Raw genomic sequence first — 12,254 nt, forward strand, 5'->3', positions numbered from 1 at the left:
GGCGACTTCCAGAAAGGGATTGGCCATAGTAACGCAGGTCGGCAAGGAGATGCAGGGGCGGTGTGCGCCCCTGGCGGGAGGATCAGAACGACAGGGGGTAGCTGACAATGACCCGGGTCTGATCGAAGTCGCTGTTGAAGCTGCGACGGTTGGTGGCGTTGTTGACGCGCAGGCTGAGGTTTTTCAGCGCGCCGCTTTGCAGGGTGTAGCTGACTTCGGTATCCCGTTCCCATTCCTTGCCGTTGCTGCCGGCCTTGGTCGTGGCGTTTTCACCGTGACCGTAGCGGGTCATCAGTTGCAGGCCGGGGATGCCCATGGCGGCGAAGTTGTAGTCATACCGCGCCTGCCAGGAGCGCTCGTCAGCGTTGCTGAAATTGCCGTTGAACATGTCGTTGCCCAGGGTCCGGCCGCTGCTGCCATACACCGACATCCAGCCGGTGTCGCCGCTGACCTTTTGCAGCCCGAGGTACAGGGTATGGCCACCGAGGTTGGCGGAGAACAGGCCGTAGGCGGTATGGCTCTGCACTTCGCCGATTCGCGCACTGCCATCGTCCTTGTCGATGAAGTAGCCGAGGTTGGCGCCGAGGGTCCAGGCGCCAAAGGTCTGTTTGTGCAGCAGGTTCAGATAGCTTTGCTGGTAGATGTCTTCGAGCTGCGAGTGCCAGGCGCCGATCAGGGTCTGTTGCGCGTTGAAGCGGTATTCGGCGCCGACATAGTTGAAACCGTCGGACATCACGGTGGGCGCGGCCCAGGCCGAGAGGTCCTGCATGTTCGACGAGTTGCGCAGACTGACGGCGGTGTAACGACCGCCCTGCAGGTTCAGCCCCGACAGCTCGCGGGACGCCAGCATGCCGCCCTGGAAAGTCTGTGGTAGCAGGCGGCCGTCGTCGTAGCGCAGCAGCGGCACATCCGGCATCAGCTCGCCAAGCATCAGCTCGGTCTGCGACACGCGCATTTTTGCTGCCAGTCCGGCACGTCCGTAGTTGTCGGCGGCGCGACCATCGTCGTGCACCGGCAGCAGTTCCGAACCGCTGCGTTGTGGGCCGCTGTCGAGCTTGACGCCGAGCATGGCGATGCCGTCCAGGCCGAAGCCGACCACGCCTGGGGTGTAGCCGGAACTGAACTTGAGGATCGCGCCCTGGGCCCATTCTTCGATCTTGCTTTTACTCGCGCCAGAATCGTTGAAGTCGCGATTGAAGTAGTAATTGCGCAGGGTCAGGCTGGTCTTTGCGTCTTCGAGGAAGCCACCGGTTTCGGCGTTTACCGAGGAACTCAAGGCAAGGGCGATTGCACCGCCGAGCAAGGCCCGGGGAGGGAGGGGGAGGACAGTCATTATTGTTGTATTCCTGGAGGATGAAGTGGGTAGCGAGAGCACGGCCCTCGCTACCGGTTTTGCAGGGGATCAGGCCCGGCTGAGTTCGCTGCTCGGCTGCGCCTGAGTGCCGGGACGCAACTGCAGCAGAACGATGGCGGCAATCACGAACACCACGGCAAACACGCCATACAGGTGCAGGGGTTGCCAGCCGCTGTCGAGCAGCACACCGGCAACGGTTGGCGAGAGGATCGCGCCGATACGCCCGATGCCAATGCCCCAGCCGACCCCGGTGGTGCGCACCGAAGCGTCGTAGACAATCGGCGACAGCGCGTAAAGACCCGCCACACAACCGTTGACGAACAACCCGATCAGCAGGCCGAGGCCGAGGGCCATCGACACCGAAGACGCCGAGCCGACAAACAGCACCAGCAAGACCGCGGAGATCAGCATGAATAGCGCCAACACCCGGGTCAGGCGCCAGCGCGAGGCCAGGGCGCCAATCAGTGCCGCACCGAAGATCCCGCCGACGCTCAACAGCACGCCGCCGCTGATCCCCTGTTGCGCCGACAAGCCGGCAGCCACCAGCAGCTTCGGCGTCCAGCTCATGACAAAGTAGAAGCCGAACATCACCAGGAAGAACAGCAGCCAGATCAGCAGGGTGGTGCGTCGCGATTCAGGTGCGAGCAACTGGGCCAGGCGGCCCTTGCCGGCGTTCGGCGTCGAAGGGATCAAGGGCAGTTCGCCCAGTGCTGGCTGACCTAGGCGGGCGGCCAGGCGATTGATCCGCGCCAGGGCATTGACCGGGCGACGGGTGATCAGGAAGTCCAGCGATTCGGGCAAGAACAGCAGCACCAGGGGAATCACCGCCAGGGTCACGGCGCCGCCAAAAATGAACACCGAACGCCAGCCAAAGTGGGTCAGCAACCACACCGACAACAGCCCGCCCAGGGTCGCACCCAGGGCATAGCCGGTGGATTGCAGACTCACCGCCAGCCCGCGCCAGCGCTTGTTGGCAAACTCACTGGCAATCACGTTGCTGCTGGCCAGAATGCCGCCGATGCCCAGGCCGGTCAGGCCGCGCAACAACGCCAGTTGCAGCGGCGTCTGGCTCAGCGACGACAACAGCATGCCGACGCCCGAAAGCAGCAGGCAAAACAGGATCAACGGCACGCGGCCGAAGCGATCCGCCCAGGGCGCAATAAACAGCGATCCCGCCGCCATGCCAAACAGCCCGGCACTTAACAGCAGCCCGACTTGCGCGCCGTTCAACGCCCATTCGGCAGACACTGAGGAGGCGGTGAAGGCCATCACCAGTACGTCGAAGCCATCGATCATGTTCAGGACAATGCAGATGCCGATGGCCAGCCACTGGAAGCGGGCCATCGGGCCGTCATCGACGACTTTCTTCAGGTCGATACTCATGACCGACCCTCGGCGTGGGGCAGGGTAAAGGCAAAACGCATCAGGCACACACAGGTGGCTGCAAGCCGAAGCTTGAGCCCGATTGAGCAGTCATTCATCTCGACACCCTTGTTATTTTTATCAGCGGGCAGGCGCGACGCCTGACACCGAGGGGTGCAAGTCAATCAAGTTATGGATCCATTGAGAAGGGGTGGTTTTTGGATTTTGTTTGGATTTCTTCTTATAAGAATTAAAAAAACCATTAAAAACAGATAGTTAAAGGTATTAAAAGATGTTCGATTATCGGTCACCTATGATAATTGGGATCCAATTTGCGATTGGTACAACCTCGCGTCACCGGGCTCTTGTGTATTCTGCCCCCGACCTCGCCAGGCTTCGCGCGTTGACTGAAGGAAGGGATCTGCCTATACAGTCCGCTTTTCCTTCTGTTGATTCGAAAAGCCATGAGCGAAGAACGAGATATCCCCGAGCCCGAGCACGATCACCTGCTTGATCAAGAATTCCACGATGACGAACCCTGGGGCGAAGCCGACGCTCAGGGCATTCTTGATGCGGATGACGAAGAAGATGATGAGGTTGATTATCTGGATCAGATTGATGAGGAGGAGTGAGGAGGGCGTAGGGTGCCAGAAGCAGGCGGGTGTTCGACTGACCCGGTCGGGCTGAATCACAGGTAAATCCAATACAGTGTGGCTAAAGGCGAATAATCCTCGCTAACACACAACAAAGGGGATTTACCCTCTCAGTCCTCAGAGCCTGCTTGTCCCACCGAAGGCGCCGCCGTGCTCTCACGTATCGTCAGTTCAAACGGCAGGGTCACATGCTGCTGCGGATTGGGTTTTTTCTCGATCAGGTTGATTAGCATCTCCACAGCCCTGCGGCCAAAGCCTTCGGCGGGCTGGGCAATGGTGGTCAGCGGCGGATCACAGTATTGCGCCAGCGGAATATCGTCGAAGCCTACTAAAGAAATATCTTCCGGCACCCGCAGGCCGGCGTCCTTGATGCGCTTGAGCGCACCTATGGCCATCTCGTCGTTCTCACAAAACAGCGCTGTCGGGCGGTCCGCCATCGCCAGCAAGGTGGCGGCGCCGTCGTAGCCGGCGCGCAAGCTGAAGTCACCGTGGCAGATGATCTCCGGGTCGCTGGGAATGCCTGCCTGATCGAGAGCGGCCTGGTAACCGGCTACTCGATCCTGGGTCAGGGGACTGCTTCGAGGGCCCTTGATCAGGCCGATCCGCCGATGGCCCAAGCCAATCAAGTGTTCAGTCATGGCCTTGGCGGCCGCCTGGTTGTCGAGGCTGATGCTGGGGTGGCGTCCGCCCTGGATGACTTCACAGGCATTGACCATCGGTGGCAGTTCAGCACTGTCAGCCGGGAAGGGGTCGTAAGCGCGCAACTGGATCACGCCATCGGCCTGGTGGGCGTAGACCAGTTCGGCGAACTCGCGCTCGATGTCTTCGCGGCCTTGGGTATCGCATAGCAGCAGTCGGTAGCCGGCGGCCTGGGCGGCCGATTGTGCGCCGCTGATCACTTGGGCAAAGAAGGTATTGGCAATTTTCGGCACCAGGATCACCAGGTTGGCGGTGCGCCGTGAGCGGAACTGCACCGCCATCAGGTTGGGCCGATAACCCGCTTGCTCGACGGCGGCGTTGACCTTGTCGCGAGTCGCCTGGCGCACGCGTTCGGGGGATTGCAGGGTGCGCGACACGGTGGCCACCGAGACACCGGCAAGCCGGGCAACTTCACGGATATTCGACAAAACCACCTCAACTTCATATTCAGCGTCGGGCGAGCTTAACAGCAGCGTGGTCTGCGCTGAAATCTTTGCAGGTGTCGATTCCCTATTTGACAGTCTGCGTGACAGCGCCTAGATTGACGCAAAAATGTAACCGGTTACATTTTCATCTCAAGCAGTCGCCCAGCCGACTCGAACCGAGAAGATCAGTGATGAGCACAGTGATACCTAAAATAAGAATGGGTTTTGTCGGCGGCGGCGAGGGCTCTTTTATTGCCCAGGCCCATCGTCAGGCGGCGGGGCTTGATGGACGCTTTGAACTGGTCTGCGGTGCGTTCAGTCGCGACCCCGAGAACAACCAGCGTACCGGTCAGCACCTGGGCCTGGCGCAATCACGCCGCTACAGCACCTGGCAATCGATGCTTGAAGCCGAGCGCGCTCTACCGGCCGAGCAGCGCATGGAACTGCTGGTGATCGTCACCCCCAATCATCTTCACGCGCCGGTGGCCGCTGAGGCGCTCGCGGCCGGTTTTCATGTGTTCAGCGAGAAGCCCGCCGCGCTGAACCTCGCTGAATTGCAGGCCCTTGCCACTCGCTTGCACAGCAGTTCCGGGCTGTACGGCCTGGCCCATACCTACCTCGGTTACCCCATGGTCTGGCAAGCGCGGGAGATGGTGCGCAGCGGCGTCATCGGCAGCGTGCGCAAGGTGTTGGTGGAGTATCCCCAGGGCTGGCTCAGCCAGGACGTGGCCGGGCAAGGCAACAAGCAGGCCGAGTGGCGCGGGCAGCCGGCGTTCTCCGGGCTGGGCGGTTGCATTAGCGATATCGGCACCCATGCCTTTTCCCTGGCGGAGTTTGTGGCAGATCAACACGTCACTCATCTGTGCGCCACGTTGGGCGTGCACATTGAGGGCCGCCAACTGGATGACGACGCCGCCATGCTGTTCAAGATGGAGCAGGGCGCCAGTGGTGTGCTGATCGCCAGCCAGGTCTGCGCGGGGGAAGAGAACCCGCTGAGCATTCGTGTCTACGGCGACAAGGGCGGCCTTGAATGGCGCCAGGAACAACCCGCCAGCCTGATTCATCGCTCACTGGAGCAACCGCTGCGTGTTTTGCGTTCCGGCACCGGACAGCCCTGGCTGTGCGCGGCCGCGACCCAGCGTATGCGCCTGCCTGCCGGCCATCCCGAAGGCTATCTGGAAGCCATGGCCAATCTGTACGGCGATTTTGCCCAGGCCATTCGCGGGGACGTGAAAGGCCATACCGCCCCGGGTGTGCCGGGGATCGAGGTCGGCCTGCGCGGCATGGCGTTTATCGAGGCGGCCATCGCCAGCCACAACAGCGACACCAAGTGGACCCCTCTGGAGTGCAACCCATGAACCCGCAAAAGCCCGGCATCACTGCGAATGCCTCAACCACCCAAGGCCTGCGCGGCCCGGGGATATTTCTGGCGCAGTTCATCAGCGATGAAGCGCCTTTCGACACCCTGGCTAATATCGCCCAATGGGCCGCCTCCCAGGGTTACAGCGCGATTCAACTGCCGACGCTGGGTACGCGCTACATCGATCTTGAGCGCGCAGCCGAAAGCCAGAGCTATTGCGATGAACTGAAGGCCGTGTGCGCCAGCGCGGGGGTTGAAATCAGCGAACTGTCCACTCACCTGCAAGGGCAGTTGGTGGCCGTGCACCCGGCGTTCGATACGCTGTTCGATGACTTCGCACCGGCTCATCTGCGCGGCCAACCCGAGGCGCGCACCGAGTGGGCGATCGAGCAATTGAAGCTGGCTGCGCGTGCCAGCCAGCGCCTGGGCCTCACCGCGCACGCGACCTTTTCCGGCGCCTTGCTCTGGCCGTTCATGTACCCCTGGCCACAGCGTCCGGCTGGCCTGGTAGAGCAAGGTTTTGCCGAACTGGCCAAGCGCTGGTTGCCTATCCTCGATTGCTTCGATGAGGCCGGTGTCGACCTGTGCTACGAAATCCATCCCGGTGAAGACCTGCACGACGGTGCCTCTTTCGAGCGTTTTCTCGAGGCGGTCGATCATCATCCCCGTGCGGCAATCCTCTATGACCCCAGCCACTTGCTGCTGCAGCAAATGGATTACCTGGGCTTTATCGACCGTTATCACTCACGCATTCGCATGTTCCACGTCAAGGACGCGGAGTTCCGTCCCGACGCGCGCTCGGGCGTCTATGGCGGTTATCAGGGCTGGGTTGAACGCCCGGGACGTTTCCGTTCGCTGGGTGATGGTCAGATCGATTTCAAGTCGATCTTCAGCAAGCTCACACAATACGGTTTTAGCGGCTGGGCGGTGCTGGAATGGGAATGCTGCCTGAAGGACTCCGCCCAAGGCGCCGCCGAAGGTGCAGCGTTCATTCGCCAACATATGATCACTCGAAGCCAAAAGGCCTTTGACGACTTTGTCAGCGTGGCCAGCGATGCGGCGTCCAACCGGCGTTTGTTGGGATTACCCGTCGCCTGAGCTGGACCTTTTTCTTCGATAACACCCTTCAATAAAAACAAGACGGTGACTGTTATGACGTGGATGAGTGCGCGCTTGAGCGCGATGATGTTTCTGCAGTTTTTTATCTGGGGGAGCTGGTTCGTCACCCTGGGTACTTTTCTGTCCAGCCAACTGGGCGCCAGCGGTGGCCAGATCGGCATGGCGTTCTCGACTCAGTCTTGGGGCGCGATCATTGCGCCGTTTGTGATTGGGCTGATCGCCGACCGTTTTTTCAATGCCGAACGCATTCTGGCGGTGCTGCATCTGGTGGGGGCGGTGTTGCTTTATCAGCTCTATCAGGCGCCAGATTTTTCCGCGTTCTACCCCTACGTGCTCGCCTACATGATGATCTACATGCCGACCCTGGCATTGGTCAACTCGGTGGCCTTCCGGCAGATGCGCGACCCGGCGCTGGAGTTTTCGCGCATTCGTGTGTGGGGCACCGTGGGCTGGATTGTCGCCGGTGTGGTGATCAGCTTTGTCTTTGCCTGGGACGCCAAAGCGGCGATTGCTTCCGGTGCGCTGCGCAACACCTTCCTGATGGCGGCCCTGGCGTCTCTGCTGCTGGGCGTCTACAGCTTCACGCTGCCGAGTACGGCACCGCTGAAAGCGGCGCAAACTCGAACCGGTTTTAAACAGATCCTCGGCCTGGATGCCCTGGGCCTGTTGAAAGACCGCAGCTACCTGGTGTTTTTCATCGCCTCGATCCTGATCTGCATCCCGCTGGCGTTCTATTACCAGAATGCCAACCCATTCCTTGCCGACATCGGCATGACCAATCCCACGGCAAAGATGGCCATCGGGCAGGTCTCCGAAGTCCTGTTCATGCTCCTGCTGCCCCTGTTCATTCACCGCTTCGGCATCAAGATCGCGTTACTGATGGGCATGCTGGCCTGGGCCTTGCGCTATGTGCTGTTCGCCTACGGCAATAATGCCGACCTGGCCTTTATGCTGTTCACCGGCATTGCCCTGCACGGTATCTGCTACGACTTTTTCTTTGTGTCCGGGCAGATCTATACCGACGCGAAAACCCCCGAGCGCTTCAGAAGCTCGGCCCAGGGCTTGATAACCCTGGCCACCTACGGTGTAGGCATGCTGATCGGTTTCTGGGTCGCGGGCCATGTCTCCGACTACTACGCCACCCCTGCGGGCCATCAGTGGCAGAGCATCTGGCTGTTCCCGGCCTTTTTCTCTCTGGTTGTGGTGCTGGTGTTCATGTTTGCCTTTCGCGATGCGCGACGATCGGAGTTGGCGGCTGGGAGCGCAACCACCCACCATTCCTGACGTTGGAAGGTTCATCTCACTACAGTTCCAGTGGATTATCTCTGCCCAGCCGCCGCCCGACGACCACTCATGAAGCACAGGAATCCACCCAGCGCGGTCAGCGTGCTCAAGGCATAGAACATCGTCGGCGCGGGTGTGTGCATCAATAAATAGCCACAAATCACCGGGCTCAGGGCGCCACCCAGGGCCGCCAGGTTCTGCGCACCGTAATAGCTGCCGCGTAGCTCCTCAGGGGCCAGGGTGTCGACGAAGAGGAATTCCGCCGGATAAATGATCATTTCACCGAGGGTGAAGATGAACATGGCCACGCACCAACTCAACAGGCTGTCGGCCAGGCTGAAGCCGATCAGCCCAAGGATGAACAGGCTGCTGCCTGCGGCAATCCAGTAGCGTAGTTTCTCGCGATTGAGGAACCGGCCGATCTGGTACTGCAACAGGATCACGCTGATGGCGTTGCAGGCGAGCAGGGCGGCCATGATTTCCAGGGCGCGCCTGGAGTCGTGGGTCACCAGCAGGTATTGCGACAGGTAGAGGGTGTAGCGCCCGTGCACCACGGTGCTGAGTAGGCAACCACACGTAAACATGATCAGGGTGCGGTCGTTTTTCAGGGTGACCAGGGTTTTCAGGAAGCTCTGGGATTGTCCGATGGCCGGTGCCCGCGCTGAATCGCCGGGTATGCCTATCATCAGGAAGATGCTGAAGAAAGCGATGCCGCCGGCAATCAGGAACGGTGCGATGGGGTAGTGCCCGGCAATCACCACGCCGAGCATGGGGCCTGTGGCATAGCCGATGTTGGTCAGCGTGTAGCGCAGGGAAAACGCCTTGGCTCGTTGGCCCATGGGCAGGTTTTCGCTGAGGATCGCTTTGGAACAGATGAGAAACATGGCTGACGCGGTCTCGGTGATCACCAGGGTGGCGGTGGTCAGGAAGAGATTTTCGGCAAAGGTCAGCAGCACGAAGCCGATGGCGCTGGAGAGCATCGCCAGGATCAGCAGCCGGCGTTTTTCCAGGCGGTCGATGATATAGCCGCCATAAAGCGCCAGCAGGGTTGCGATGAACACCGCGATCCCGAGGAGCAAGCCAACGTCCTGTTGGTTGAGGCCCAGCTTGTTGCTCAGGAACAGCGTGAGCAAGGGGCTGGTGATGGCGCGGCTGACGACGATGGTCAGTGACGCGATCATCAAGCGACGGATAACGAGTGAGTACGTGGCCACGGTGGTGCAAACGTCCTTATTCGGATGGTGAGTGTTTGTCTATGTACCGGGTCGCTGCCAATCGCGAGCAGGTTCGCTCCCACAGGTGCAAGGCGATCCCCTGTAGGAGCGAGCTTGCTCGCAATGAGGTCATACCAGGTAATCCCGATAATGGCGTTCATACACCGCCGCCGGATGATCCTGCGTGACCTGCGTCGCCGATTGCGCCCACCACTGCGCGACCTCGGCACCGGTGGCGATCCACACGTCGTCACGCCCTTGAATGCCGCGCAGCAACTCACGCAGCACACCGATGCGTCCCGGGGTGGCGATGATTTCCGGATGCAGGCGCAACACATAGCACAGGCCAAACCGGTGGAACCCGGCGAAGTCCATCTGCAGATTGCCCAGGGTGTGGCTGTAGGAAGCAATCCGCGACTGTGCCGGCGGTACGGCCGGGCTCAGGTTGAAGGCAAAGTAGGGTTCGTCTTCCAGTTCGTAATGCAGGGGCAACTCGATCACGCCGGGCGCCGTCGGGTGGGCGAACGGCAAGTCATCACCACGCCAGGACGACGACCAGTGAATGCCTTGCTCCCTCAATGCCTCGATGAAGCCCGGTGCACCGTTGCCAGCGGGGATACGGAAACCGCTGGGGCGCCGGCCGGTCAGCGTCATCAATGCTTCACACCCCCTGGCAATGTCCGCGCGCTGTGTGGCCAGGTCGAGGTTGTCGTAGTTCTGATGGTGATACCCGGCGCAGGCGATTTCATGCCCGCCTGCCAGAATCTCGCGGATATGCCCGGGGTTTTCCTCGGCGACGATGCCGGGTACGAACCAACTGCTGGTGACGTTGAGTTCTTTGAACAAGCCCAGCAGTCGTTCGACGCCACGCTGGGTGCCATAACGCCAGACCGACAGGGTCTTGTCGCGTCCGGCGACTTCCGGGGCCTGGGTGAGAATGCCGTGGATGTCGTTGTAGTCGACGGTCAACACGACGGCGCAGCGGTAGCCCTCGGGCCAGACTGAAATGGGTTCAACCATGGTGATGCTCCTTCAGCCACCACTGGGCGACGTCACGGCACGTGGCGAACCACACGTCATCGCGCTGGCGCATGTGTTCGAAGAGTTTCTCCAGCAACAGGATGCGTCCCGGTTTGCCGGTGATTTTCGGGTGGAACAGGGTGGTCAGGCACAACCCTTCGTCCATTGCACCGTCGTACTCGCGCTGCCAGTTGTCGAGGGTCAGTTCATAACTGGCCGTGCGGTCGAGACCGGAAGGGAAGTTCGGTGAGCGGGTGTAGGCGAGGGAGGCGTAATCATCCATTTCCCAGCGGCCGGGAATTTCCACCAATGGGGTATCGTGGCCAGGTACGTTGACCAGATACGGTCGGTCATCGCCGCGCATGCTGCTGGAGTAAGTCACGCCGGCTTCCACCAGCATGGCCGGGGTCTCGGCTCGCCAGTCGCCGGACGGTGTGCGGAAACCTTTGGCGCGGATGTTCAGGTAGTTCCAGAACACCTCGCGGGAGCGCTTCATCACGTCCTTCTGCTGTTCCAGCGTCAGGCCGTAAAAGGATTCGTGTTTGTAGCCGTGATACGCCACTTCATGCCCGCGCTCGACAATCGCCTGGCACTGTTTCGGCCAGTTTTCCACGACCCAGGCCGGGACGAAGAACGTGGTTGGCAGGCGGAATTCGTCGAGCAGATCAAGAATCCGCGGCAGCGCCCGATACGGGCCATAACCGCCGAAGCCGAAATACTCGGGCTGGCGCCAGATCGAGCCGTTGAGCATGGCATCGCCGGTGGGGCCGTCGAGGTCGAAGGCCAGGGCCAGACAAGCTTTGTGCTGATCGGGCCAGGTGGGCTTGAGTGAGGAGGACATCGTGGTGCTCCAGCTTTCTATCGGCAAAACACAATCCCTGTGGGAGCAAGCAGGCTCGCTCCCACAAGGGCGGGGTTGTTCCAGGTTGTTTATTTGCCGGCGTTAATGCTCACCGTCTTGATCGCCCCCAACTCCAGATCCCATTTCTTGAGGATCGCCTGGTAGCTGCCGTCGTCGATCATGCTCTGCAAGGCGACCTTCACCGCTTCGCTCAATTGCGGCTTCTTCTTGCTCACGCCAAGACCGGTGAACTGCACGGAGATCGGCAGGCCCACGGTCTTGTACATGTCTTTTTCCTGAGTTTTCAGGTACGACAGCGTCTCGCTGCCCTGCATCGCCGCGTCAATGCGGCTCTGGCGCAGTTGCGCGCGGGCGTCGGCGGAGCCTTCGGTGCCGATCACGTTGATTGCTGGCTTGCCGGCAGCCTCACAGTTCGCCTTGCTCCACGCGGCGATCTCCGCCGGGAAAGTGGTACGGCGGCTGGTGCCGACTTTCTTGCCGCACAGATCGATGATCTCGTTGGTGTCCTTGTTTTTCTGCAAGGTGTAGAACTGCGGGCCGCTGGTGAAGTAGTCGACAAAGGTCACGCTGGCCTGACGCTCGACAGTATCGGTCATGCCCGACAGCACCATGTCCACGCGGTCGGTGGTCAGGGCATTGATCATTTGCTCGAAACCGGTTTCCTGCCATTTGATCTTCACCCCCAAACGTTCGGCCAGAGCATTGCCCAGGTCGTAGTCGAGGCCGGTGAGGGTGTTGGTGGCCGGGTCCTTGAAATCCATCGGCGGGTAGTTCGGCATGATCGCTACGACGATTTCGCCCTTGGCCTTGATGTTGGCCGGGAGCTCGGCGGCAAAGGTGAAGCCAGATGCCATAACGCCGGCGAGTACTGCTGGAATAATGAAGTTCTTCATGGGTCGTTC

11 protein-coding genes are annotated in these 12,254 nt (G+C 60.6%); 4 read left to right on the forward strand and 7 right to left on the reverse strand.

What is annotated here, in order from left to right:
- Positions 1-82: 82 nt before the first annotated feature.
- Positions 83-1,333, reverse strand: coding sequence for an OprD family porin (locus NR126_RS12715; RefSeq protein ID WP_105754597.1), 1,251 nt, complete (start codon positions 1,331-1,333; stop codon positions 83-85).
- A 69-nt stretch (positions 1,334-1,402) separates the two neighbouring features.
- A complete protein-coding gene (locus tag NR126_RS12720; protein ID WP_256830351.1) occupies positions 1,403-2,737 on the reverse strand; it encodes an MFS transporter in 1,335 nt (444 codons plus the stop codon).
- 443 nt (positions 2,738-3,180) lie between these two features.
- Between NR126_RS12720 and NR126_RS12725 the strand changes: the two genes are divergently transcribed.
- Entirely contained in the window at positions 3,181-3,348 is a 168-nt protein-coding gene (locus tag NR126_RS12725) for a hypothetical protein (RefSeq protein ID WP_256830352.1), read from the forward strand.
- 131 nt (positions 3,349-3,479) lie between these two features.
- On the opposite strand, the gene NR126_RS12730 is transcribed toward NR126_RS12725, so the two are convergent.
- Positions 3,480-4,496: a LacI family DNA-binding transcriptional regulator gene (locus tag NR126_RS12730; protein ID WP_256830354.1), complete on the reverse strand. Its 1,017-nt coding sequence runs from the start codon at positions 4,494-4,496 to the stop codon at positions 3,480-3,482.
- A 188-nt stretch (positions 4,497-4,684) separates the two neighbouring features.
- Between NR126_RS12730 and NR126_RS12735 the strand changes: the two genes are divergently transcribed.
- From NR126_RS12735 to NR126_RS12745, 3 genes are read left to right on the forward strand one after another with little or no spacing between them, the layout of a single operon-like run.
- Positions 4,685-5,851 (forward strand): Gfo/Idh/MocA family protein, encoded by a 1,167-nt coding sequence (locus NR126_RS12735; protein WP_256830355.1) that lies wholly within the window; start codon positions 4,685-4,687, stop codon positions 5,849-5,851.
- The gene (locus tag NR126_RS12740; protein ID WP_256830356.1) at positions 5,848-6,951 is read left to right on the forward strand and encodes a sugar phosphate isomerase/epimerase; all 1,104 of its coding nucleotides are present in this window, start codon (positions 5,848-5,850) and stop codon (positions 6,949-6,951) included. Before NR126_RS12735 ends, NR126_RS12740 begins: the two co-directional genes overlap by 4 nt.
- Positions 6,952-7,005: 54 nt before the next feature.
- Complete coding sequence (locus NR126_RS12745) at positions 7,006-8,256, forward strand: nucleoside permease (protein ID WP_256830358.1); 1,251 nt, start codon at positions 7,006-7,008, stop codon at positions 8,254-8,256.
- A gap of 35 nt (positions 8,257-8,291) precedes the next feature.
- Here the strand turns inward: NR126_RS12745 and NR126_RS12750 are convergent, their stop codons facing one another.
- From NR126_RS12750 to NR126_RS12765, 4 genes are all read right to left on the reverse strand, one after another.
- On the reverse strand, positions 8,292-9,470 hold the full coding sequence (locus tag NR126_RS12750) for an MFS transporter (protein ID WP_027616342.1): 1,179 nt from the start codon (positions 9,468-9,470) through the stop codon (positions 8,292-8,294).
- Between the two features lie 129 nt (positions 9,471-9,599).
- Positions 9,600-10,490 (reverse strand): polysaccharide deacetylase, encoded by an 891-nt coding sequence (locus tag NR126_RS12755; protein WP_105754594.1) that lies wholly within the window; start codon positions 10,488-10,490, stop codon positions 9,600-9,602.
- Positions 10,483-11,331 (reverse strand): polysaccharide deacetylase, encoded by an 849-nt coding sequence (locus NR126_RS12760; protein WP_105754593.1) that lies wholly within the window; start codon positions 11,329-11,331, stop codon positions 10,483-10,485. The genes NR126_RS12755 and NR126_RS12760 overlap by 8 nt, the downstream gene beginning before the upstream one ends.
- Positions 11,332-11,420: 89 nt before the next feature.
- Positions 11,421-12,245: an ABC transporter substrate-binding protein gene (locus tag NR126_RS12765; protein ID WP_027616345.1), complete on the reverse strand. Its 825-nt coding sequence runs from the start codon at positions 12,243-12,245 to the stop codon at positions 11,421-11,423.
- Between the last annotated feature and the right edge of the window lie 9 nt (positions 12,246-12,254).

The sequence above is a fragment of the Pseudomonas sp. Pse1 genome (genome assembly GCF_024519635.1).
Taxonomy (GTDB): domain Bacteria; phylum Pseudomonadota; class Gammaproteobacteria; order Pseudomonadales; family Pseudomonadaceae; genus Aquipseudomonas.